Annotated in this window: 23 protein-coding genes and 2 pseudogenes; 18 read left to right on the forward strand and 7 right to left on the reverse strand. The window is 38.8% G+C overall.

What is annotated here, in order from left to right:
* Positions 1-597: 597 nt before the first annotated feature.
* The 9 genes from AC973_RS05805 (at position 598) to AC973_RS05845 (ending at position 10,950) form a co-directional block, all read left to right on the forward strand.
* Positions 598-1,470, forward strand: a complete 873-nt coding sequence (locus tag AC973_RS05805) for a DUF1541 domain-containing protein (protein WP_192828986.1) — start codon at positions 598-600, stop codon at positions 1,468-1,470.
* Between the two features lie 69 nt (positions 1,471-1,539).
* Positions 1,540-1,998 carry a DUF305 domain-containing protein gene (locus AC973_RS05810; RefSeq protein ID WP_048728481.1) on the forward strand — a complete coding sequence of 153 codons (459 nt, stop codon included), beginning with the start codon at positions 1,540-1,542 and terminating at the stop codon, positions 1,996-1,998.
* A gap of 405 nt (positions 1,999-2,403) precedes the next feature.
* Positions 2,404-3,408 (forward strand): type I glyceraldehyde-3-phosphate dehydrogenase, encoded by a 1,005-nt coding sequence (gene gap, locus AC973_RS05815; protein WP_048728484.1) that lies wholly within the window; start codon positions 2,404-2,406, stop codon positions 3,406-3,408.
* A 132-nt stretch (positions 3,409-3,540) separates the two neighbouring features.
* Positions 3,541-4,431 (forward strand): fructose bisphosphate aldolase, encoded by an 891-nt coding sequence (locus tag AC973_RS05820; protein WP_048728485.1) that lies wholly within the window; start codon positions 3,541-3,543, stop codon positions 4,429-4,431.
* A gap of 561 nt (positions 4,432-4,992) precedes the next feature.
* A complete protein-coding gene (tcrY, locus tag AC973_RS05825) occupies positions 4,993-5,448 on the forward strand; it encodes a copper-responsive transcriptional repressor TcrY (RefSeq protein WP_048728488.1) in 456 nt (151 codons plus the stop codon).
* Positions 5,449-5,460: 12 nt separating this feature from the next.
* A complete protein-coding gene (locus AC973_RS05830) occupies positions 5,461-7,926 on the forward strand; it encodes a heavy metal translocating P-type ATPase (RefSeq protein WP_082148248.1) in 2,466 nt (821 codons plus the stop codon).
* A gap of 96 nt (positions 7,927-8,022) precedes the next feature.
* Positions 8,023-8,229 carry a copper chaperone TcrZ gene (tcrZ, locus tag AC973_RS05835; protein WP_002294571.1) on the forward strand — a complete coding sequence of 69 codons (207 nt, stop codon included), beginning with the start codon at positions 8,023-8,025 and terminating at the stop codon, positions 8,227-8,229.
* Positions 8,230-8,367: 138 nt separating this feature from the next.
* Entirely contained in the window at positions 8,368-10,485 is a 2,118-nt protein-coding gene (tcrB, locus tag AC973_RS05840; protein WP_048728502.1) for a copper-translocating P-type ATPase TcrB, read from the forward strand.
* A 192-nt stretch (positions 10,486-10,677) separates the two neighbouring features.
* The gene (locus AC973_RS05845; protein WP_225968939.1) at positions 10,678-10,950 is read left to right on the forward strand and encodes a hypothetical protein; all 273 of its coding nucleotides are present in this window, start codon (positions 10,678-10,680) and stop codon (positions 10,948-10,950) included.
* A 313-nt stretch (positions 10,951-11,263) separates the two neighbouring features.
* Here AC973_RS05845 and AC973_RS05850 read toward each other — a convergent pair whose 3' ends face one another.
* Together AC973_RS05850 and AC973_RS05855 are read right to left on the reverse strand one after the other, a co-directional pair.
* Entirely contained in the window at positions 11,264-11,911 is a 648-nt protein-coding gene (locus AC973_RS05850) for a TIGR01906 family membrane protein (RefSeq protein WP_094518308.1), read from the reverse strand.
* Positions 11,912-11,924: 13 nt separating this feature from the next.
* Positions 11,925-12,134 (reverse strand): hypothetical protein, encoded by a 210-nt coding sequence (locus tag AC973_RS05855; RefSeq protein ID WP_048728507.1) that lies wholly within the window; start codon positions 12,132-12,134, stop codon positions 11,925-11,927.
* Between the two features lie 316 nt (positions 12,135-12,450).
* Between AC973_RS05855 and AC973_RS09680 the strand changes: the two genes are divergently transcribed.
* From AC973_RS09680 to AC973_RS10155, 4 genes and pseudogenes are all read left to right on the forward strand, one after another.
* Positions 12,451-12,843, forward strand: coding sequence for a M23 family metallopeptidase (locus AC973_RS09680; protein ID WP_082148250.1), 393 nt, complete (start codon positions 12,451-12,453; stop codon positions 12,841-12,843).
* A gap of 43 nt (positions 12,844-12,886) precedes the next feature.
* Positions 12,887-13,726, forward strand: a complete 840-nt coding sequence (lgt, locus tag AC973_RS05865; RefSeq protein ID WP_048728509.1) for a prolipoprotein diacylglyceryl transferase — start codon at positions 12,887-12,889, stop codon at positions 13,724-13,726.
* Between the two features lie 44 nt (positions 13,727-13,770).
* A complete protein-coding gene (locus AC973_RS05870) occupies positions 13,771-14,004 on the forward strand; it encodes an SHOCT domain-containing protein (RefSeq protein ID WP_002328833.1) in 234 nt (77 codons plus the stop codon).
* A 40-nt stretch (positions 14,005-14,044) separates the two neighbouring features.
* Positions 14,045-14,461, forward strand: a pseudogene (locus AC973_RS10155) (NusG domain II-containing protein).
* A gap of 88 nt (positions 14,462-14,549) precedes the next feature.
* On the opposite strand, the gene AC973_RS05880 reads toward AC973_RS10155, so the two are convergent.
* The 3 genes and pseudogenes from AC973_RS05880 to AC973_RS10040 form a co-directional block, all read right to left on the reverse strand.
* Entirely contained in the window at positions 14,550-15,959 is a 1,410-nt protein-coding gene (locus AC973_RS05880; protein ID WP_048728514.1) for a sensor histidine kinase, read from the reverse strand.
* Positions 15,956-16,639 carry a response regulator transcription factor gene (locus tag AC973_RS10035; RefSeq protein WP_048728602.1) on the reverse strand — a complete coding sequence of 228 codons (684 nt, stop codon included), beginning with the start codon at positions 16,637-16,639 and terminating at the stop codon, positions 15,956-15,958. The genes AC973_RS05880 and AC973_RS10035 overlap by 4 nt, the downstream gene beginning before the upstream one ends.
* 156 nt (positions 16,640-16,795) lie before the next feature.
* Positions 16,796-17,032 (reverse strand): annotated as a pseudogene (locus AC973_RS10040) (multicopper oxidase domain-containing protein); the annotation flags it as partial.
* Positions 17,033-17,457: 425 nt separating this feature from the next.
* On the opposite strand from AC973_RS10040, the gene merR reads away from it, so the two are divergent.
* The 5 genes from merR to merA all read left to right on the forward strand — a co-directional run bounded on the left by merR (position 17,458) and on the right by merA (position 20,397).
* Positions 17,458-17,859 (forward strand): Hg(II)-responsive transcriptional regulator, encoded by a 402-nt coding sequence (gene merR / locus AC973_RS05890; RefSeq protein ID WP_048728516.1) that lies wholly within the window; start codon positions 17,458-17,460, stop codon positions 17,857-17,859.
* A 13-nt stretch (positions 17,860-17,872) separates the two neighbouring features.
* On the forward strand, positions 17,873-18,094 hold the full coding sequence (merF, locus tag AC973_RS05895) for a mercury resistance system transport protein MerF (RefSeq protein WP_048728520.1): 222 nt from the start codon (positions 17,873-17,875) through the stop codon (positions 18,092-18,094).
* 3 nt (positions 18,095-18,097) lie between these two features.
* Positions 18,098-18,397 carry a mercuric transporter MerT family protein gene (locus AC973_RS10135; protein WP_250634606.1) on the forward strand — a complete coding sequence of 100 codons (300 nt, stop codon included), beginning with the start codon at positions 18,098-18,100 and terminating at the stop codon, positions 18,395-18,397.
* Between the two features lie 3 nt (positions 18,398-18,400).
* Positions 18,401-18,556, forward strand: a complete 156-nt coding sequence (locus AC973_RS09965; protein WP_002360746.1) for a hypothetical protein — start codon at positions 18,401-18,403, stop codon at positions 18,554-18,556.
* A gap of 200 nt (positions 18,557-18,756) precedes the next feature.
* Complete coding sequence (gene merA, locus AC973_RS05900) at positions 18,757-20,397, forward strand: mercury(II) reductase (RefSeq protein ID WP_048728523.1); 1,641 nt, start codon at positions 18,757-18,759, stop codon at positions 20,395-20,397.
* Positions 20,398-20,680: 283 nt separating this feature from the next.
* On the opposite strand, the gene AC973_RS05905 is transcribed toward merA, so the two are convergent.
* Positions 20,681-21,244 (reverse strand): recombinase family protein, encoded by a 564-nt coding sequence (locus tag AC973_RS05905; protein WP_048728526.1) that lies wholly within the window; start codon positions 21,242-21,244, stop codon positions 20,681-20,683.
* A 255-nt stretch (positions 21,245-21,499) separates the two neighbouring features.
* Positions 21,500-23,419 (reverse strand): heavy metal translocating P-type ATPase, encoded by a 1,920-nt coding sequence (locus AC973_RS05910; RefSeq protein WP_048728529.1) that lies wholly within the window; start codon positions 23,417-23,419, stop codon positions 21,500-21,502.
* Positions 23,420-23,488 lie beyond the last annotated feature (69 nt).

Here is a 23,488-nt window from a genome sequence, read left to right on the forward strand (position 1 = left end):
AAAATAAACGAAAGTGGGACTACTTTTTTCGCAAAAGTAGTTTTGTCCCAGCCTCTTTTTTACACTTCTATTCATTGTACTAGAGGTAATTTAAATGTAATATACAAACAAATATTTAATTATAGTCATAACTTAAGACTAATGATCAAGGATTAATAAACATTACCTAATCACTTTTTGCCATATTCATTTCTTATAACTATAGGTTGCAACATAAATCTTAACGAAAGATATGGGCTTGACTGAACTTGTAAAAGAAGCACTTTAAAAACAATTAAAATTAGTGGGCATTAATAAGGGATTTATAGGTGATCTAAAGGATAATTTGTTGTCTTTGGTTTCTAAATTAATCTACGTGTTTATTATGGAATCGCTTTTTAAATATTGATGAGATAATAAAAACAACGATAAGTCTTCATTTGTAATTGATAAAAATCAAAGTGTTTGACAATGATAAGGGGTAATTATAAACTACATGTAAGTTCATTCAGCTACATTTGTAGATAAAGGTGGTATCACCAAAAGGAGAGAAATCGTGTGAAAAAAACAATTATAAGTAGTCTTTTATCTGTAGCATTATTAAGTTCTTATCCACTAGTGAATAAGGTAGGCGCGAATACACTTGATGATGCAGATAATGCTGCTCAAACTGGCTCGAAAACGGTGGCTAGCAAAACAACGGATAAATCTCAAACAGGCCACGAAGGTATGGAACATGGTGAATCTGGGGAAGAAGTACAAGACTCAAGCCAATTTTGGAGAGCGCGTACAGTAGAAGAAGTACAAGCAGATGTTTCCCAATACGATACATTAGAAGAACTTCAAAATTACGAAGTGGTTTGGGGAGATACTCTCTGGGCGATTTCTCAAAGTACTAATTTTTCAGTAGACGATTTAACTGAAGCATTTAATATTAAAAACGCTGATTTAATATTTGCTAACTACACACTTGAAAATCAACCATCATTAGAAGATAGCTATGAGAACCAGATAATTAGCGAGTCCAAAAAAACAAGAGATATGGATAATATGGGAGATATGAAGCATGATGAGTCGGGAGAAATTCCAGAAGGCTTGGAAGAAGCTGAAAATCCGATGTACGAAGTAGGAGAATCTGTTATTCTTCAGCGCGATCATATGCCTGGAATGGAAGGTGCCGAAGCAACTGTTTCTGGCGTATTTGCTACGACGGCTTATGAAGTTTCTTTCAATCCAACCAATGGTGGAGAACGAGAGGAAAATCATCGCTGGGTTATCCACGAAGACATTTCTGAGTCAACCAAAGGCGCATTTGAACCTGGAGAAGAAGTGACATTAGAAGCCGACCATATGGAAGGTATGGAAGGAGCAACTGCAATAATTGATGACGCTGTAACTACGAATGTTTATATGGTGGATTACCAACCAACAGATGGCGGAGCAGTTGTTCGTAATCATAAATGGTTTGTTGAAGAAGAATTAGCTCAATAATCACTAGTGGTACATTAAAATACCTACCAAACTTAAAGTTTAAGAAATACTAAAAAAGGACGGATACTTATGAATAAATACCTAAAATTTGCCCTCATGATTTTAACTTCAACAGTCATTATGTACTTTCTAATGTTTGTGAATGTCAATGAATTTGCGCACATTTACTTTAGTCAAACCCGTGTTTATATGGCTATTTTTATGGGCGCAGTCATGGCTATCATTATGATGGGTTTTATGTGGAAAATGTATGATAATAAAAAATTAAACGCCGTTATAATGGGGCTTTCAGTCTTACTCGTGCTGGGATCGTTTGGGCTTATTCAAAACCAAGTTGGCGTAGACGATACTGCTTGGATGAGAGCCATGATTCCACACCACTCTACCGCTATTATGACTAGTGAAAATGCCAATCTCACAGATCCACGAGTACAGCAATTAAGCGAAGAAATTATACAAGCACAAGAAGAAGAAATTGTTAAGATGGAACAATTAATTGAAGATATAGAAGAAAACGGAGAAGAATAAACATTCAATAAATTTAAAAAGTAAAAAGATCCCTATACACAAGAAGTCTATGGTAACTTCAATGTGTATAGGGATTTTATGTTCCTTATTAAATTAAAATAATAGGTAATAAATCAATAACAATATCAGAAGGAATTATTATAATTCACTTGTTCATTTATATAACTTATATCAGATATTTTAAGAATCTCGAAAACTTGTCAGAGTAAGATCATAAAAAAATGCTATTTCAAAAAAACTCTTGACAATAAGAGTTTACTAATGTAGACTCAAGTCAGCTCATGGTTTACACGCGTAGACGTAGAGGAGGGGTTAATGTTAAACTTTGGCTGCTAATTAAGGATAACCAGCACATATTCATTAAGAAAAATAGTACATAATTAAAAAATTAAATGGAGGAATATAATGACTACTAAAATAGCAATTAATGGATTTGGTCGTATTGGACGCTTAGCATTTCGCCGTATTAAAGAGTTGAGGGACTCAGAACTACAGGTTGTTGCAGTAAATGATTTAACAAATAATGAGGATTTAGCCTACTCTTTAAAATACGATACTGCATATGGGATTTTCCCTTATGATATCGAGGCAAGAGGCGATTCAATTCTGGTTGATGGCAAAGAAGTTAAAACATTCGAAGAAAAGGATGCCAAAAAACTACCATGGTCCGATTTGGACATTGATATCGTTTTGGAATGTACAGGCTTTTACACAACTAATGAAAAAGCACAGGCACACATAGACGCTGGAGCTAAAAAAGTAATTATTTCAGCACCAACTAAAGATGAAGAAACGAAAGTTGTTGTCTTTGGTGTCAACCAAGAAATTTTGAGTCCAAGTGACAAAATTATTTCCGCCGCTTCCTGTACGACAAATGGTTTAGCCTTAATGACAAAAGTATTAGTGGACGAGTTTGGGATTCAACGAGGCCTGATGACAGGATCGCGTGCCTATACAGCGACACAAAACTTGCAAGATGCTCCCGGGGGACGTAAAAGTCGCGCAGGTGCTCAAAATGTTATTCCTGTTACGACTGGCGCTGCCAACGCATTAGGAAAAGTCATTCCAGAGGTTAAAGGGATCATTACGGGTACCACCACACGGGTTCCTGTCATTACTGCGGGCTTTGTAGAACTGTTCTCGGTGTTGGATAGAGAGGTAACCGTTGATCAGATTAACGAAGTGATGAAGGCAGCCGCGAATGATTCATATGGGTACACTGAGGATGAAATTGTTTCCTCCGATGTCGTGGGGGTTACACATGGATCCGTTTTTGATGCAACGTTAACAGAAGTATTAGATGCAAATGGGGGACAATTGGTTAAAACAGTTGCTTGGTACGATAACGAATATGGTTTTGTTTCTAATTTGGTGCGTTTAACAGAATATGTTTCTCGATTAAATAAATAATTAAAAAATATGCATAAGGCTCAAATTTGTAATAAAAATGAAATCGGCGGTATAGGGTGAAAATTTTTAATAAACTAATTAGTGAAGGATAACTATGGGAATTTCAGAAAATCTATGGAGGGGAATTTATCAATGAATCAAGAACATTTTGATACTATAAAGAATAAAGACGGCTTTATCGCGGCACTTGATCAAAGCGGTGGTAGTACACCAAAAGCTCTGAATGCTTATGGGGTCAGTGAAGACCAGTATTCAAATGACGATGAAATGTTTGATCTTGTTCACAAAATGCGTACACGAATCATCACATCTCCATCTTTTACTCCGGATAAAATTATTGGCGCGATTTTATTTGAACATACGATGAATAATAGGATAGAAGGTCAGTATGCTGGAGATTATTTAAGCGATAAAGGAATTGTTCCGTTTATTAAAATAGATCAAGGACTTGCAGATGAAGAACATGGCGTACAATTAATGAAGCCAATTCCAGGACTTAATAATTTACTTAAACAAGCAAAAAAACAAAATATGTTTGGTACAAAAATGCGTTCAAACATTCTTTCATATAATGAAAAAGGCATCGATGATGTAGTCACCCAGCAGTTTCAAGTTGCTCAAGAAATAATTGATGCTGGCTTAGTTCCTATCGTTGAACCTGAAGTGAATATTCATTCTGAAGATAAAGAACAAATTGAGGAATATTTAAACCAATCCATTAAAAACCATTTAGATGCATTAGCTACTGATGATTATGTGATGTTGAAATTAACTATCCCAACGAAAGCTAATTTATATCAAGAATTAGCCGATCATTCACAAGTTTTACGTGTTGTTGCTTTATCAGGTGGTTATGAAACAGACGAAGCGAACGAAATACTTAGTCAAAATGACAATGTTATAGCAAGTTTTTCACGGGCGCTTACGCAGGACTTATCTGTTAATCAAAGTGATGCAGACTTTGATGCAAAACTAAAAGAAGCAGTGGATTCTATTTATGAAGCTTCTGTTGTAAAAAACTAAATCTTTGCAAAAAAACTTCCAATATTCATATACCAGAACTTACATTCGAGTTATAGTATAGACAGAGAGTAGCATATCATTCTCCTAGATTTTAAGATGGTACTCCCCAATGAGCTACTCATACAATTATAGTCCGATAAAGACGCAAAAAGGCAGGGCTCTCACCTTGCTTTTTTTGTGTTTAAAGCTGAAATAGTTTGTAGATGAATAATTTGCGATGCTGTGACCCCTTGAGCCTGTTAGGCTCAAATTTGTAATCAAAATGAAATCGGGGGATAGAAAACCCGTACAGTGGGATGTCTATCCGCCGACATTCTAAAAAAGCTTATTTTCGGTGTTTTTTTAAAAGAGAAGTGTCCGACGAACCAATCCCTAATTAATGAACTAAAACACAATCCATATTTTCGTCAGGCGTGTCTCATCGAAACGAAAGTTAAAAAGTTATAAAAAATAATACATCACAAATTATTCATTTACATAAACTCTTGACAATAATCGTTTACTAGTGTAAACTATATTTAGTATTAATGCTTACGCGCGTAAACGAAAGGGGGAGAGAATATGAGTACTATAGCTGTAGACCCTCATATAACCGATGCTGAATGGGAAGTTATGCGAGTAGTCTGGGCGAATGGTCGAGTGACTAGTAAAGAAGTCATCTCCATATTGAAAGAAAAAATGGACTGGAAACAAGCCACTATCAAAACGCTCTTAGGTCGACTGGTTGAAAAAGGCGCACTGAATACAGAACAAGAAGGTAGAAAATATATTTATTCGACAAATATCGAAGAGAAAGAAGCGGTAAGAAGTTTTACAAACGATATTTTCGATCGTATTTGTCGAAAGAATGTCGGGAATGTAGTAGGGAGTATCATTGAAGATCATGTCTTAAGCTTCGATGATATCCAGCGACTAGAAGAAATATTAGAGATGAAAAAAGCTTTCGCAGTAGAAGAAGTGGATTGTCAGTGTACAGAAGGGCAATGCGAGTGCCATTTACATCATCATGGAGAATAAGGAGCGAAAAAATTGGAGAATAAATCGTTTGCCATAGAAGGTATGACCTGTGCGTCTTGTGCGCAGACAGTAGAAAAAGCGGCAAAAAAGGTACGTGGGGTCACACAGGCTTCCGTGAACCTAGCAACAGAGAAGTTAAGTATAGAGTACGATGAACCAACTTTTTCAGTAGAAAATCTACAAAAAGCAGTGGATAATTCAGGGTATGAACTGATTGCCCAAGAAGGAACGACGCAAACCTTTGCAATTGAAGGTATGACCTGCGCATCCTGTGCACAGACAATTGAAAAAGCCGTCGGAAAGTTGTCGGGCGTAGATAAAGCTTCCGTCAATTTAGCGACAGAAAAAATGCAAGTTTCCTATAACCCGTCAGCAATTTCAGTATCTGATGTGACTGGTGCTGTATCCAATAGTGGTTATGCAGCCGTATTAGAAACAACTGAGACTCAAGATAATTCACGAGCAGAGAAGCGTGAGAAAAAAGAAAAAAGAATGAAGCAACTTTCAAATCGTTTTGGGATATCCATTATATTTACAATCCCTTTACTAATTATATCCATGGGTCCAATGGTCGGTATGCCTCTACCAAATATCGTTGACCCAATGATAAATGCATTTAATTTTTCTCTTTTACAACTTATTCTGACTTTGCCGATAATGGTAGTAAGCTGGGAATATTTCCAGAAGGGATTCAAAACCTTATTTAAAGGTCACCCAAATATGGATTCCCTGATTGCCCTTGGTACCGCGGCCGCTTTTGTATACAGTCTGGCAGCGACGATCGGGGCTGGCTTAGGTTACGGGAACTTTTCAGATTTACTTTACTATGAAGTGACTGGAGTTATCTTAACTCTTCATACGTTAGGGTTATTTTTAGAAGAGCGATCAAAGGGGCAAATGTCCTCAGCGATTGAAAAATTAGTCAACTTGGTTCCTAAAACAGCTCGAGTGATACGTAATGGTGTGGAACAAGAGATTACTGTGGATGAAGTCGCTTTAGGAGATGTTATTCGAGTTCGTCCGGGAGAAAGTATGCCTGTAGATGGTGTTGTTGTTGAGGGACGCACTTCAGTCGATGAATCAATGCTGACAGGAGAAAGTATCCCCGTGGAAAAGGAAAGTGGAGACGAGGTTATTGGGGCTAGTATCAATAAAAATGGTTCCATTGATTACCGCGCGACTCGAGTGGGAAGTGATACAACTCTATCTCAAATCATAAAATTAGTAGAAGATGCTCAAGGGTCTAAAGCACCCATTGCTCGAATGGCCGATATCATTACCAGATATTTCGTACCGATTGTTATAGCATTAGCCGTTTTAGCAGGGATTGCTTGGTTAATTGCAGGTCAATCTGGAATATTTATTTTATCCGTTATCATAACAACCCTTGTCATTGCTTGTCCATGTGCCTTAGGTTTGGCGACTCCAACAAGTATTATGGTTGGAACCGGAAAAGGGGCAGAACATGGTGTCTTGATAAAAAGTGGTGAGGCGTTAGAAACCACTCATAATTTAGACACGATTGTATTTGATAAAACAGGGACACTGACAGAAGGTAAACCTATCGTGACGGATATTTTGGTAACTCCTCTTATTACTAAAGAAAATCTTTTATATTATGCAGCTTCTGGTGAAACAGGTTCTGAACACCCATTAGGCGAAGCCATCGTACAAAAATCAAAAGAAGAGAACATGACATTAGCTAAACCAGATCATTTTGAAGCGATTCCTGGACACGGGATTCGAGTTGAAATTGAGGGCAAAGATATGTACATTGGAAACCGTAAACTGATGCTAGAGCAAAAAATTGATTTATCAAGTGTGGAAAAAGAATCCGATCGTTTAGCAGACGAAGGAAAAACACCGATGTATCTCTCTGTTGATGGAGAACTAGCTGGAATTATCGCAGTAGCTGACACACTCAAGGAAAATAGTATGAAGGCTGTTAAAGAACTTAGAAGACGCGGTGTTGAAGTAATCATGATTACTGGAGATAACAAACGTACAGCCAAAGCGATTGCTAAGCAAGTGGGTATAGACAGTGTATTAAGTGAAGTATTACCTGAAGATAAAGCAGAGGAAGTCAAAAAACTACAAGAGGCAGGCAAGAAGGTAGCGATGGTTGGAGACGGCATTAACGATGCACCCGCATTAGCTCAAGCAGATATCGGTATTGCAGTTGGATCAGGTGCAGACGTGGCGATTGAATCGGCTGATATTGTCCTTATGCGTAATGATTTAACCGCTGTATTGACTGCGATTGATTTAAGTCATGCAACGCTACGAAACATTAAACAAAACTTGTTCTGGGCTTTTGCTTACAACCTTGTAGGTATTCCAGTTGCGATGGGTCTCTTGCATATTTTTGGCGGACCATTGATGAGTCCAATGTTTGCGGCAGTCGCCATGAGTTTCAGCTCCGTATCGGTCTTGCTCAATGCTTTACGGTTAAGACGATTCAAACCAGCAGTTGTTTAGAAAACACGTAGCTTATCTGGGATTTAAACTTCTTCCTATTCTATATACTATTCTATATAATAGGAGAAGATAAAAAAAAAAAAGGGGAATAAAATAATGAAAAAAGAAGTTTTATTAGATGGCGTAAAATGTGCAGGTTGTGCGAATACGGTACAAGAAAGATTTTCAGCTATTGAAGGGGTTGAATCTGTAGAGGTTGATTTAGCGACTAAAAAAGCAGTACTTGAAAGTCAAACAGAGATTGATACCGAAACGCTCAATGCTGCTTTAGCAGAAACTAACTATTCAGTATTAAGTGCATAAAGTACGAATACCATTTATTCATAGATAGTAGATAGAGATAAAGTATAGAACCCTTTTCATGAGAATTATATGCAGTGTTAGATGAGAAAGTTCTAAAACTTTAAAATCAGTCTCTAATATAATAAGGAGGAATTAAAAATGAAGAATAACAAAAAACATTCGTCACATAGTCATCATAATCACGGCGACATGGATCACAGCAAGATGGACCATAGTCAGATGGATCACAGCAAGATGGACCATAGTCAGATGGATCACAGCAAGATGGACCATAGTGCGATGGATCACAGTGAAATGGATCATGGCGCAATGGGAGGGCATGCCCACCACCATCACGGTAGCTTTAAGGAGATTTTCTTGAAGTCACTCCCATTAGGAATTGCAATCTTACTCATTACTCCTATGATGGATATTCAGTTGCCTTTCCAAATTATCTTTCCTTATGCAGACGTTGTAGCAGCTGTATTGGCAACAATTCTATACATTTATGGCGGAAAACCATTCTACATGGGTGCGAAAGATGAGTTTAATTCAAAAGCTCCAGGCATGATGTCCTTGATTACTTTGGGAATAACGGTTTCTTATGTCTATAGTGTTTACGCAGTGGCCGCTCGATATGTAACTGGAGAACATGTCATGGACTTCTTCTTTGAGTTTGCAACGTTAATTTTAATCATGTTATTAGGACACTGGATTGAAATGAAGGCATTGGGTGAAGCAGGGGACGCGCAAAAAGCATTGGCTGAGTTGGTGCCGAAAGATGCTCATGTTGTTTTAGAAGACGATTCGATTGAGACTCGCCCTGTGTCTGAACTTCAGATTGGAGATGTTATCCGTGTTCAAGCAGGAGAAAATGTTCCAGCAGATGGAACGATCCAGCGTGGCGAATCACGTGTAAACGAAGCGCTTGTGACTGGGGAATCGAAACCAATTGAAAAAAATCCCGGAGATGAGGTCATCGGTGGATCAACCAATGGTGGCGGAGTCCTCTATGTGGAAATAAAGCAGACGGGCGATAAGTCCTTCATTTCTCAGGTTCAGGCATTAATCAGTCAAGCTCAAGGCCAATCTTCTCGAGCAGAAAATCTTGCGCAAAAAGTTGCAGGATGGCTCTTTTATATTGCGGTTATTGTAGCGCTTATTGCCCTTGTCATATGGATGGTTATAGCTGATGTACCAACGGCAGTTATTTTTACAGTCACCACATTAGTTATTGCTTGTCCGCATGCCCTGGGTCTGGCTATTCCATTGGTGACTGCTCGTAGTACCAGCTTAGGGGCCAGTCGGGGATTATTAGTGAAAGACCGGGACGCTTTGGAGTTGACTACAAACGCAGATGTTATAGTTTTAGATAAAACGGGAACTTTAACAACTGGTGAGTTTAAAGTATTAGATGTTGAACTCTTTAATGATAAATATACGAAAGATGAAATCGTTGCCTTATTGTCAGGTATCGAAGGCGGATCTAGTCACCCTATCGCTCAGTCAATTATTAGTTACGCAGAACAGCAAGGGATACGTCCAGTAAGTTTTGATTCGATTGATGTTATTTCTGGCGCTGGTGTAGAAGGTCAAGCTAACGGACATCGTTATCAATTAATCAGTCAAAAATCATATGGACGTAATCTGGATATGGATATTCCAAAAGGAGCAACCCTCAGTGTCTTAGTAGAAAACGACGAAGCAATCGGTGCTGTAGCTTTAGGAGATGAATTAAAACCGACTAGTAAAGACTTAATACAAGCCCTTAAAAAGAACAAGATTCAGCCGATTATGGCAACGGGTGACAATGAAAAAGCGGCTCAAGGAGCTGCAGAAATTTTAGGTATTGATTATCTAGCTAATCAATCTCCTCAAGACAAATATGAATTAATTGAAAAACTTAAAGCAGAAGGAAAGAAAGTTATCATGGTCGGTGACGGGGTCAACGATGCACCTTCTCTTGCATTAGCAGACGTTGGTATAGCTGTTGGTGCCGGAACTCAAGTAGCATTGGATTCAGCCGATGTCATCTTGACACAGTCAGACCCTGGCGACATTGAATCCTTTATCGAGTTGGCTCAGAAGACCACACGTAAGATGAAAGAAAATCTTATTTGGGGAGCAGGGTATAACTTTATCGCGATCCCAATAGCTGCAGGAATACTAGCACCAATTGGCATAACATTAAGTCCAGCATTCGGTGCCGTCTTGATGTCACTTTCGACTGTAATTGTTGCCATCAATGCTATGACATTGAAATTAGAGCCGAAATAAAAGGAAGCAGGAACGAAAAAAGCACTGCCTGGTTTGACCCCCTTCCAGAATCGGGTCAGACCAGCCAGTATGCTGTATAAGGAAAATTATATTGGTGTCTTTTAACGCCTAAATTATTTGTGATTTAATGATATAAAATCCTGATTATTCTAAAAAAGGGACAGTGATAGAAAAATGGCTATATCTATTAAAGTGGATGAGGCAGTACAGGAATGGATGAAGAAGAAAGGTCGTACGATAATAACTGTTTCACTTAGAGCAACTCGCACTTGTTGCGTGGGTGCAGTAGATGTGGATATTTCATATAAAAACCCTCAAAATAACAACTACATGTTGATTCAACACAATGGCCTTTTTATTTATCTTGATAAACGCTTACCTTTGAGGAAGAACGAGCTACATTTATCTATGATGGGCAAATCTATTTTTTCCTCTATACATATAGAGGGCTTAATGGTTCAGTGATACTTTACTGATATCCAGCGATGCAAAAATAATATGTAGAGGCTATTCCATCTAAGTGAATCCACGACTTTTAAATCACTAACAAATACGCTTGGAAAATAAGTAATAAGTTTTCAAAATTTGAAATTTTGATGATACGACTGAGTACATCTTGTTTCTTCTTAATGTTGGTTTTGACACTACAATTATAGAGTGATTTCTAGGTGTAATCTTTTTGTTTAATCAACTTAATAGCACAATTAATTCTTTTGATAAAAATACTTGTAATAAATTCGTACGCAGAGAAACCAGTGTAAAAGACTCCTTGATATATTCAAGGAGTCTTTTTTTCGTATTTTACCCATTGTTTCTTTGAAATGAAATACCCTATTATAAACAAAAATTCGATTACTCCAAATGCCAATATAAAACTATGCATAAAGAATGCTTCGGGTAAAGCTAATATAATCGGATCGGTGCTAGGATTGAATAACCAAGCATCATTGTTAAAGAATACCTGATGGAATAGCACAAACAGCACATCAAAGTTGATCAATAGAGCCAAAACAACACCCAGCGGAAGCAAGATTCCCCACTGGAAGTATCGAAGAAGTCGCCAGTATTGCCCTTCTCTGTTTAGATACTGCATAAACCAGAAGGAGCCTATCCCTGAAGTAATCAGAATCAGGTAGTCCAGCATAAACAACTTCTTCACTTCAGTGAAGTGGAATAACCCGCTAACTGAGCTAGGGAAATCCGGCATATCCAGTTTCGCTATCCATGGGGTATTCAGGTAATCTAGCAGAATACGATAGTTCATTAAGATTTGCTCTTTCGGCATGCCTACATATTCCGATATATTCAAGTAACCAATATCAAACGAGTAGAGGAAGGTAAAGTTGATGGTTGCTGCGACCGAAAGGGATAAGATGAAAAAGGTAATGAAAATAAACCCTGAAATTTGAATGATTTTCTGCTTCAATGTGGAATTGCCCTCACAATTCATTTTGATTTATTTTTGATTTTACTACGTTCAATTCCTCTTTTAACCGTTTGTTTTCAATTTCCAACTTTTTCTTATCTTCCGATTCGGGATCCGCGTGACCATGTCCTTTATGGTTATGACCGCCATGCATACCAGGCATGAGAAACATCATGAGCATGTGTCCAACCACCATCAGTACCACAAATATAATTGTTTCCATCTTCAACACTCCTCTTTTATTTTTATGCCAATGCTACAAACGAAATAGATTGTGAATGGCAAACCCTGAAACAAGTAAAAATCAAACCAAATGAGTGATAACAAAGATTATTTCTCATCTTCTAGATAAGAATAACAAAAAATTATGTGATTCTTATGGAGATGGGGCAACTCCATAAAATCTACATAATTCATTGGTATAGTCAATAAAAGTAAGAAAGGAGGTTCCTGTCTCATATAGTTGTAACGGTATAATGATTGAAATAACAGGCAACATTCGTTAACATTCGTCACCTGGCCTGAAACTAGGAGGACACATGGACAGAAAGCAGCTTGTCAAATTTATAAGTATCCCACTCTTATCGAGTTTGCTCATTCTTCCTATGGATGTAAATGCACGAAGTATTGAAGACCTGACACAAGAGAAAGATCAGCTTGAGAAGCAACTGCAGGAATTAGATGGAGAAAGCACCAGCCAACAAGTAAAGTTGGATGGTTTAGAAGCAAGGAAGGAGCAGTTGCGAACAGGGACCATCGCACTTCAAGAAAAAATTGATGCGCTCACCTTACAAATAGCAGGGCAACAAGTGACCCAGGGGCAAAAACTGGGCATCATGGGAACCACCGGAGATTCTACGGGCGTCCATCTTCACTTTGAAGTATACGAAAACGGAATCCAGGTCGATCCAGCGCCTTATTTGGGCTTATAACTATCGAACGGGATACAGAATGAAAATCAGTAAGGAGTAAGTTATGAAATCAATTGTCGGAACAATCGACCGCGTCGCGTTTTCCTTTGGCCCATTCACCGTCTACTGGTATGGGATTATCATTGGGGCTGCTATGTTGCTTGCCATCACACTTGCCTCTAAGGAAGGAAAGAAAAGAGGCTTGGGCGAAGAGGACATTACAGATATGGCAATGTGGGCTATCCCCCTTGGACTTATCGGAGCAAGAATTTATTACGTTCTTTTTCAATGGGAGTATTATATCAAGAAACCGCTTGAAATCATCGCCATTTGGCAAGGCGGCATCGCCATTTATGGCGGTTTGATTGCAGGGGGGCTGGCCGTGTACTGGTTCACGAAGAAAAAAGGGATCCCTTTTTCATTGATGCTCGATATACTGGCGCCCTATGTTCTGTTGGCGCAGTCCATTGGCCGATGGGGGAACTTTATCAACCAGGAGGCCCATGGGGAAGTAGTGACCCGCACCTTTTTGGAGAACCTTTACCTGCCAAAGTTTATTATTGATCAAATGCAAATTAATGGCACCTACTACCATCCGACATTCCTGTACGAGTCCTTGTGGAGCCTCTTAGGCTTTGTCATCATTATCATGTTGAGGAATCGGAAAAACTTGTTGCGACGAGGCGAAGTGGCCCTCAGCTATGTTATTTGGTATTCGGTGGGGCGCTTCTTTATCGAAGGTATGCGCACCGACAGTTTATGGATGGGTGATTTTTTAAGGGTGTCCCAAGGGTTGTCCCTCCTCTTGTTCGTTGGCGCCATCGCCATTTGGATTTACCGTAGACGGGATTATCCGCCAAAAGCCTACTATCTAGAAGGATGGAAGCTGAAGGAAGAGCACTAAATCACATGGGCCACGTCTAAAATATAGAGAGGAGCGTTTTTATCATGATGGAATATTGGAACAGCTTGACATGGGGCGGAATGGGGTACATGATGTTTATGGGAATATTTTGGATCATCCTAGTGATTATTGTGGTGTATCTTTTCATTAAACTTGTTTCCGATAAGGGGAATCGGACGGTTGAAAAAGAAACGCCTTTGGAGGTCCTACAAAAAGAGTTTGCCAAAGGAAACCTGACAGAAGAGGAATACCTGAAGCGTAAAAAGCACTTGGAGTAAACTGCTGACGAGAAGATAAATAAAAAAAGGAGGAAAAATAATGATAACGAAGTACATAAGAATGGTAAAACCCTTTGATGTCGTTATTATCTTCCCCCTTATTGTTTTGTCTTTTTTACCGACGGCTATCTTTGCAGTCCAACAGACGAATAATGATAATAACAATGTTTACGCGGTTATCTCGATTAATGGCGAAGAGGTAGATCGTTTCCTACTGACAGGAAATGAGGAACACAGACTCATTACCTACTATCCGGCACCCGGTAAATACAATATTGTCTAGATAGACGGCGAACGGATTCGAAATAAGGAAGACAACAGTCCGTACCAGATTGCGGTGCGAAGAGATTGGATTCAATCTCCTGGGGAGACGAGTCTCAATCTACCTCACCGATTATTAATTGAAATTGTAACTGAAAATCCAGAAGAGTCAGACATAGATGTGATGGCTCAGTGAAAAAAGCAGAACCTTGCCAAACAAAATGTATCAAACTGCCAACAAATAGGGAAAAAAGAGGCACTCCACCATAATGGGAGTGCCTCTTTTATGCTTTTATGTGGCTTTCTAGCGGAAGACTGACAACAAAAGTCGTCCCTTTTCCGTATGTGCTTTCGACAGAGATGGTCCCATGGTGGGCGTTCACAATTCCTTTAACAATCGATAAACCAATCCCTTGGCCACCCAGTTTCCTGTTCCTAGAGGGTTCAGCCATATAGAACCTTTCAAAAACTTGATTGATTTCATTTGGAGGGATTCCTTGACCGGTATCGGTTATCTTAAAGGAAGCTACGCCACTAATTTGGGAAACCTGAAGATTAATGTGGCCACCGGAAGGGGTAAATTTAATTGCATTGTACAAGAGATTAGTTACCACTTGATGAATCTTATCTCGATCAGCAGAAATTAAAACCGCTTCTCCGTTAATGGCACATTCAATGCCCTTCTCAATCAACAAAGCTTGAAAGGTGCCGGCAACTTGTTGCGTAAGTTCTAGCAAATCAAAGGATGACTTCTGCAGCTGGCTTTCATGGCTTTCAATTTCATTGATCCGATCAATTTGTCCGATCAGGCGGGCAATGCGGTTGACTTCCTCGTAACAGTGGTAGAGGCGTTCTTCCGATACTTCCCAGACCCCGTCAATCATGGCCTCAATATTGCCTTTCAAAGTCGTCAATGGTGTCCTGATTTCATGTGCGATGTCAGAGGAAAGGCGGTTACGAATCTCTTGTTGGCGTTGGAGTTGCCCAGACAATTCATCCACGGAATCCAAGAGGCTGTCAATTTCCTGAATCCCTGTTTCCTCAATCGCCAGGTGACTGTAGTGACCCTTCGCAATTTCCGTCGTAAAATTCTGTATTCTGACGATTGGTGAACTCAATTTTTTGGCAATCAATAACGCGAAAAAAAAGGAGATAATTAGGGACCCAATCGCTACAAAAATCAAGTTGTTCCTCATATCGGCAAGGAATAACGCATCATGTTCCGTGTAAGCGAAAGGTCCAACGGATTGCACTTCGAGAGAACCGATTGGGTCTGTTTCGCTACCGAGGGGAACGATTGTCTGCACGTAGCCACTCTCTATATCGCCCATTATCTGCTCCATATTTAGGAGGTGGGTTTGAATCCTATTTTTTGACTCTTCTTCCTCTGAGGGAGAGGGGCCCCATACTTGGTTGCCAGCATGGTCATATACTTTTAGGATAATGCCTTTCTGGAGAGCATCGCGTCCAATATTTTGGATTGTTGGAGGGGCATCTGCCCAAGTACCCGTTTTCCGATAGAAGTTTTCTAACTCAGTCTGGTATGCTGTTAACTCTGATTCTTGCCTTTCGCGCACATAGTCTTCGAAGTGGCTTTCCATTAAGTTTAGTGTTATCCAGCTGAGGGTCCCCACTAAGATAAAGGACAGAGAAACAAACGAGAGCAAGAGTTGCCATTTAATGGTTCGCTTCATTTTTGACCACCAAATCGATACCCCGTTCCATATGCGGTTAAGATGAAGTAGGGGTTGCGCGTGTCGTCCTCAATTTTTTGACGGATATTTTTGATGTGGGTATCGATCACCCGATCCGTTCCATCAAAATCGAGTCCTTTCACAGCGTCCAGCAGCTGTTCCCGTGAAAATAGGCGCTTTGGATGTGAGGCCAGAAGGGCTAATAAAGCATACTCGGTCGGGGTCAAAATGATTTCTTCAGCTTGTTTGAATACTTGTTTTCGATCCGGGTAGATAACCAGCAAACCTTCTTCGAAAGACCACTTTTCTTCTCGGTATTCTGGTTGGACACGGCGTAAAACGGTTTCGACCCGAGCAACCAGCTCTTTCGGGCTGAATGGTTTTGTGATGTAGTCATCAGCCCCCAGGCTTAACCCTTCCAAGATATCTTTTTCGGCTGTTTTCGCAGTCAACATGATAATCGGTACAGTGGAGGAGTCCCTTATTTTTTTACAGACTTCGAGGCCAGATAAACCAGGCAGCATGAGATCCAACACAATCAAGTCAGGTTGGACAACATCAACCTTTGTTAAAGCCTCGTTTCCGCTCAAAGCGCGAAACACTTGATAGCCTTTTGCACTCAAATAGGCTTCCACGATATCCAGAATGCTTGCTTCGTCGTCCACAATTAAAATCTTCACGTAATCTTTCTCCTCCAATTTCGTTGGTATCTTCATTCTACTAAAACTTGACCCATCATGCCATTGTCTTCGTGCTCTAGGATATGGCAATGGTAAATAAAAAATCCCCTTTTCTGGGAATGTGACTTCAATCCTAACGCTATCGCCTGGATAAAGTGCGATGGTGTCTTTCCAACCTTGTTCATTGGCTGGTGGGGCGTTGCCATTCCGGATTATCACCTTGAACTGGACGCCATGCAGGTGGAAAGGATGGATCATGCCACCCATCATGTCCCGTGTGTTTTTAATCTCCCAAACTTCCTTTTCCCCGACCTTAGCGCGTAAATCGATCCGGTCCATGTCGAACTGTTTGCCGTCAATGGCGACCATGTTCCCCATGCTACTAAAGGTCATCACTTTGTCAGGCGTAGTAGAATCTTCTGCTTTTGGGATGTTGTCTAAAGTCTTAACTTATGAATACGTTTTTTTATTTTTAGATATTTTTATAGTTGTCACTTTAGGAGTTATCTTGCATCTGTTTTAAGCGTTATCTTGCACTATAAGTTAATATTGCAATTTACGAATATAAAAAAAGCCCAATTTCTCAGCATTAAAATGAGAAATTGGGCTTTGCTCGTTACTCCGAAAGCGTCCTCTAATGGAATAATAAATACAATCAAATGGTCATTTGACTATAATGTTTGAGTAGATCACAATAATAACCAAGTGGAGTTGATAGGCTCCCTTAAAGTACAAGCAAGACACTTGAAGAAGAAAAATGTATTATACTTGACCGCGTACTATGGTACGCGGTTTATTATTATTTAGGGGTGAACTATGTGAGTTATCGTATTACTGCATTTGCAGAAAAATGTGGGGTAAATAAAGAGACGATTAGATATTACGAACAAAAAAATTTATTACAAGAACCTTCCCGAACGAAAGCTGGTTATCGGATATATTCATATGATGACGTTAAGCGTGTTGGGTTTATTAAACGAATACAGAGACTTGGATTTTCTTTAAACGAGATTTATAAATTATTTGGTGTTGTAGATAAAGTTGAAGTTCGTTGTCAAGATATGTTCGAATTTGTTTCTAAAAAACAAAAGGAAGTTCAAAAACAAATAGAGGATTTAAAACGAATTGAAACTATGTTAGACGACTTAAAACAACGATGTCCAGATGAAAAAAGTTTACATGCTTGTCCGATAATTGAAACCCTAATTGAGGAAGAATGAAAGGAATTTTGAAATGAAACATAAAAAGACCTTTATTGCAGGGCTTATAGGTACATTTTTGGTTTTGTTATGTTGGGCTACGCCTATTTTAGTTATTTTATTAGGTACGCTTGGATTAGGTGCAATAACAGGCTATTTAGATTTTGTTCTGATTCCTGTTTTAGCTGTTTTTCTTGGTTTAACTTTTTATGCTTATTCTAAATATGAAAAATCATATAAAAATAAGAAGATGTAAAAAATGAAAGAAAGAGTTGTTGCAATTGCTTCGATGTTTTCAGCTTTTTTAGCAAGTCTTTGTTGAATTGGCTTAGCGATCTTAATACCACTTGGTCTAAGTGGTTTAGCTGGAACACTTGCCGTTACGTTTGCGCCATATCGAATTTGGTTTATTGTTATCACTGTTATTATGCTTTCTTTTGCTCATTTACTTGTATGGAAACAAAAAAATAGTTCAAAGAAAACGAAGAAGTTGTTATGGGTTAGTACAATCGTTTCTGGGGTAATGCTTATCTATACATTGTTCAGTCAGGGGATATAAGGCATGATGAAATATTTAATATATCTATTCATTATATTTGGATTGGTTGTTGTCCTTTCTGGGTGTGGTCAAAAAGCAGTTGAAGAAGGTTCAAAAACAAGTGAGGTTCCATCAGAAAACTTAGAATCTGTTTCGTTTAAAATAGATGGTTTTACTTGAGTATCTTGCGCTTTTACGGTGAGTTCCGCCGTTTCTAATTTAGAGGGTATTCAAGATATAGAAGTTGAAGGATCAGGAGAAACCTAACTTACATTTGATAAATCGAAAACTAGTTTAGAAGAAATTGAAGAAATAATTACTGATTTAGGGTATGAAATAAGGAAATAGGAAAATTTAAGATAAAACAGGAGGTTGAGTTAATGAATAAATTAAAGATAAATATTCAAGGAATGACTTGTACAGGTTGTGAAGAACATGTAGCCGTAGCACTTGAAAATGTGGGAGCTAAGAACATTGAAGCTAGTTTTCGTCGTGGTGAAGCAGTATTTGAATTACCCGATGATATTGGAGTGGAAAGTGCAAAAAAGGCAATTGATGAAGCAAAATACCAGCCTGGAGAAATAGAAGAAGTACAATCTGAAGAAAAAATAGTTTTAGGTGATGAGGGAGACTATGACTTACTTATCATTGGTTCTGGCGGGGCTGCTTTTTCGGCTGCGATTAAATCGGTTGAATATGGGGCAAAAGTAGCTATGATTGAGCGTGGAACCGTTGGGGGAACATGTGTAAATATTGGTTGTGTGCCATCAAAAACACTTCTTAGAGCTGGGGAAATCAATCATTTGGCAAAAGTCAACCCATTTATAGGTTTACAAACATCTGCTGGAAAAGTGGAATTAGCTCCTTTAGTAAAGCATAAAGATGAGTTAGTAAGCGAACTTCGGAATCAAAAATATGTCAATTTAATTGATGAATATGGCTTTGAGTTAATTGAAGGTGAAGCAATATTTGTTGATGAAAATACAGTTGAAGTTAACGGGAAGAAACTTTCTGCAAAGCGTTTCTTAATTGCAACGGGCGTTTCTCCTTCCTTACCGCCGATTTCAGGACTTGAAAAAGTGGATTATCTAACAAGTACAACATTACTTGAATTAAAAACGGTACCAAAACGATTAACGGTTATTGGTTCAGGATATATCGGAATGGAACTTGGGCAATTGTTTCATAATTTAGGTTCAGAAGTCACGCTTATGCAAAGAAGTGAGCGACTTTTAAAAGAATATGATCAAGAAATTTCAGAAGCCGTAGAAAAAGCGTTAATTGAACAAGGTATTAACCTTGTAAAAGGGGCAACTTTTGAGCGTGTAGAACAAGAGGGGCAAATCAAAAAGGTTCATGTAACAGTAGATGGTAAGAAAAAAGTGGTGGAATCAGAGCAGTTACTTGTTGCAACAGGAAGAAAACCAAATACAGATGCTTTGAAATTAAGTGCCGCAGGGGTTGAAGTTGGAAAACGAAAAGAAATCCTGATAAATGACTACGCTAGGACAAGTAATGAAAAGATTTATGCTGCAGGCGATGTAACATTAGGACCTCAATTCGTTTATGTAGCAGCATATGAAGGTGGAATTGTTGCCGATAATGCGATTGGCGGATTAAATAAAAAATTAGATTTATCCGTTGTTCCTGGCGTAATTTTTACAAATCCTTCGATTGCAACGGTTGGTTTAACAGAAGAACAAGCAAAAGAAAAAGGCTATGAAGTAAAAAAATCTGTATTGCCTTTAGATGCAGTTCCAAGAGCAATAGTAAATCGTGAAACAACAGGCGTTTTTAAGCTTGTTGCCGATGCAAAAACTTCAAAATTACTAGGGGTTCATATCGTATCTGAAAATGCAGGAGATGTGATATATGCGGCGACATTAGCCGTTAAGTTTGGATTAACAGTCGAGGATTTAAAAGACAGCCTTGCACCATATTTAACAATGGCAGAAGGATTAAAATTAGCTGCTCTTACCTTTGATAAGGATGTTTCGAAATTATCTTGTTGTGCAGGGTAAGCTCTTATTTATAGTAGCTTAACTATGTGAAGAAAATACACTCAAACTATCCGGTGGCTATAATTGAGAAAGCCAATCTAAAAAAGTCGGTTCCTTAGCGTACAGGAATTCGACTTTTTTAGGTTGAAATTCCCTTAACGTACAAAATTTCCGAAATGTTGGCGGTACCCCTAACTATAGGTTGCAATATAAATCTTAACGAAAGATATGGGTAAAAATACTTTTTAGCTCAGTAACGTGAATAAGTGACTCACTTTTAAATATGAAATTGGCTCAAAATGCGTTATTTTTTCTTACTCTTTATATATCGATAGAGAGTAGCTTTACTGATACCAGTCATTTCTGTAATCTCTTTGCCACTATACGCTTTGCTCTCATACAGTTTCACGGCTCGTTCAATATCACGTTTGTTCACACGTGGTCTTCCGCCTATCCGACCTCGGGCACGGGCACTCTGGAGCCCCTCTTTCGTCCGCTCCACAATCAAATCACGCTCGAATTGGCTGAAGGCCTGGAAAACGGTCATCATGAGCCTCCCCTGCGGGGTGGTTGTATCGAAGTTCTCCTTCAGGCTGACCAGCTTCACGTCCTGCTCCTCGAAGTAGGTGACCAGGTCAATCAGATCCTTGGTGCTTCGTCCCAAGCGGGAGAAGCTCTCCACCACCACCGTGTCCCCAGGTCGCAATTTATCCTTTAGACGGTTCAACTCAGGACGATTGCTCTTCGTCCCTGTCATTTTCTCCGTCAAGATTTCGTTGCAATTTTGTTTCGCTAGCAAGTCTAGCTGCCGATTCAGATCCTGGTGTTGCGTGCTGACGCGCGCGTATCCGTAGATATATCCGCTCACAGTTCTAACCCCCTTTGTTACCCTCATTGTATCACAAAGGGTTGTTAAAGATACATAGATATTGATACAACTTTTGAGACTAAAAAAGAGCGCTTTTAGAGAAGAAAGAGTCGCTTCTCAAAACAGTCTCATAATCGATTGTTTTTGAGACAAAGTAATTTATAAAAAATATGCCTCTAACGTTTTTAGAACGTTAAAGGCATATTAACTTCAGACAGTTATTACTATACCCTAGCTTTATGGGTTTTGATAGAATTAATTAGATTTTAATAAACGAAGTCCATTCAGAATAACGACCAACGTACTTCCTTCATGAATAATGACACTAATTGCAATATCCGTCAAACCTAAGAAACTAGCAATAATTAAAAAGGCTACGACTGCCATTGAAAAAAGGATGTTTTGCCATATGACACGATTCATTTTAGAAGAAATTCCATGAGCTTTAACCAATTTAGATAAGTCATCCTGCATTAAAACTAAATCAGACACCTCTACTGCTACATCGGTTCCGTCTCCCATGGCAATCCCTACATTTGCATTCACAAGGGCTGGGGCATCATTTACACCATCACCCACCATTGCTGTTACGCCGTATTTCTCTTTTTGCTCGTCTATAATTCGAGATTTATCTTCTGGCATGACATTCGCGATTACTTCATCTATTCCTAATTGTTCAGCAACTGCTTTTCCTGTCATTTCTGAGTCGCCAGTGATTAGAGTGGTGTGTATGCCTTGTTCTTTAAAGTATTTAATAGTTTCCTTTGCATGTTCACTTGGAACGTCCATGAGAGCTATAAGTCCAATGACATTCTCATCTTCTGCTACATATACGACTGTCTTACCTTCTGATGCCCACTCATTATTTAAACGAATATATTCATTTGCAACCTCGTCAAATGAAGTTGGTTTTCCGATCCGATAATTTTTGCCGTTGTAATCTCCTGTCAACCCTTTACCAATCTGATTTTCTACTTCAATAGTCAGTTGATTTTTTTGTTCAAACTTTCTTAGAATGGCATCTGCTAAGGGGTGATTGGATTCTTTTTCAAGAGCTACCACGATATCAATCATATTTTCTTCGTTCACGGAATCAGCAAAATAATAATTGGTTACTTCAGGTTTTCCTTTGGTCAAAGTTCCGGTCTTATCAAATGCAATGGCTTGAGTATCGGCTAATTGAGACAGGTAAGAACTACCTTTTGAAAGGACGCCTTTTTTGGCCAAGTTAGAAGTCGTCGATAAAGTTACCGATACAGTAGCTGCTGCTAAAGCACAGGGTGAAGCTGCCACTAAAAGGACCAATCCTCTATAGATACTTTGTGACCATGTCCAGTCTAGGAGAAAAGGAGCCAATAACATGAATAACGGAATGGCAATTAAAACAACTGTAACGTATTTCGGTTCAAATTTTTGGATTATACTCGCAGCTTTTGTTTGGTTGTCTTGGTTCTGGTTTACTAACTGTAAAATTTTTGAAAATACTGTATCTTTATTTTCTTTAGTGACTTCCATTGTGAAAGTACCTGTTCCATTGATTGTACTTCCGAAAACGTCGTCTCCTTTGGACTTCTCTTTTGGGATACTTTCTCCATTAATAGACGACTCATCAATGGACGTAGAGCCTGACAAAATGACGCCATCAATGGGGACTTGATCGCCATTCAATACTTGAAGTTGATCTCCCACTTTTAATTCACTGACGTCAACATTTTTTGTACTGCCATCAGGCTGGATTAACCGGGCAGTCGTTGGATTCATTTCGAGTAATTTCGTGATTTCTCGTTTACTTCTTCCTTCAGCGTAATCTTCCAGGAAATGTGCGCCTGAAAAAATGAGAATCAACAACGTTCCTTCCCAAAAATTCCCTATCGCTGAAGCTCCTATAGCCGCTAATCCCATTAAAATATGAGAATTAGGCGTAAACTTATTATTTGCTTTTGTATTCTCAATTGTCTCTCCAAGACCTTCCAGAACAATGACATGATAGCCCGCACTAATTGTGGCGAGTGAGAACATGATGTTTTTAATTAATTGATATTCTCCACTTAAGAACAATGCAACAATTGCCAATGCCAAACCAATAAAGTATAAAACGATTGGCATTTTCCCGTGATCATGGTCGTGGTTGTGATTATGTTTTTCTTGAGATTGTTGTTCTTCGATAGTTTCCATTTTTATCACCTTCCTATATAATTCCTTTGATTTCCATTCATTTACTTATTAAATCACACAAATTCCCAC

Source organism: Carnobacterium sp. 1290_CSPC (assembly GCF_001053265.1).
Taxonomy (GTDB): Bacteria; Bacillota; Bacilli; order Lactobacillales; family Aerococcaceae; genus Aerococcus; species Aerococcus urinaeequi.

What these genes read in the sequence shown, in the direction of transcription:
- AC973_RS05870 (WP_002328833.1), top strand. Translation starts at nt 13,771, where the DNA reads ATGATGGAATATTGGAACAGCTTGACATGGGGCGGAATGGGGTACATG.
- AC973_RS05880 (WP_048728514.1), bottom strand. Translation starts at nt 15,959, where the DNA reads ATGAAGCGAACCATTAAATGGCAACTCTTGCTCTCGTTTGTTTCTCTG.
- merF (WP_048728520.1), top strand. Translation starts at nt 17,873, where the DNA reads ATGAAACATAAAAAGACCTTTATTGCAGGGCTTATAGGTACATTTTTG.
- AC973_RS09965 (WP_002360746.1), top strand. Translation starts at nt 18,401, where the DNA reads ATGATGAAATATTTAATATATCTATTCATTATATTTGGATTGGTTGTT.
- AC973_RS05810 (WP_048728481.1), top strand. Translation starts at nt 1,540, where the DNA reads ATGAATAAATACCTAAAATTTGCCCTCATGATTTTAACTTCAACAGTC.
- tcrY (WP_048728488.1), top strand. Translation starts at nt 4,993, where the DNA reads ATGAGTACTATAGCTGTAGACCCTCATATAACCGATGCTGAATGGGAA.
- lgt (WP_048728509.1), top strand. Translation starts at nt 12,887, where the DNA reads ATGAAATCAATTGTCGGAACAATCGACCGCGTCGCGTTTTCCTTTGGC.
- gap (WP_048728484.1), top strand. Translation starts at nt 2,404, where the DNA reads ATGACTACTAAAATAGCAATTAATGGATTTGGTCGTATTGGACGCTTA.
- AC973_RS09680 (WP_082148250.1), top strand. Translation starts at nt 12,451, where the DNA reads ATGGACAGAAAGCAGCTTGTCAAATTTATAAGTATCCCACTCTTATCG.
- tcrZ (WP_002294571.1), top strand. Translation starts at nt 8,023, where the DNA reads ATGAAAAAAGAAGTTTTATTAGATGGCGTAAAATGTGCAGGTTGTGCG.
- merA (WP_048728523.1), top strand. Translation starts at nt 18,757, where the DNA reads ATGAATAAATTAAAGATAAATATTCAAGGAATGACTTGTACAGGTTGT.
- tcrB (WP_048728502.1), top strand. Translation starts at nt 8,368, where the DNA reads ATGAAGAATAACAAAAAACATTCGTCACATAGTCATCATAATCACGGC.
- AC973_RS05910 (WP_048728529.1), bottom strand. Translation starts at nt 23,419, where the DNA reads ATGGAAACTATCGAAGAACAACAATCTCAAGAAAAACATAATCACAAC.
- AC973_RS05820 (WP_048728485.1), top strand. Translation starts at nt 3,541, where the DNA reads ATGAATCAAGAACATTTTGATACTATAAAGAATAAAGACGGCTTTATC.
- AC973_RS05855 (WP_048728507.1), bottom strand. Translation starts at nt 12,134, where the DNA reads ATGGAAACAATTATATTTGTGGTACTGATGGTGGTTGGACACATGCTC.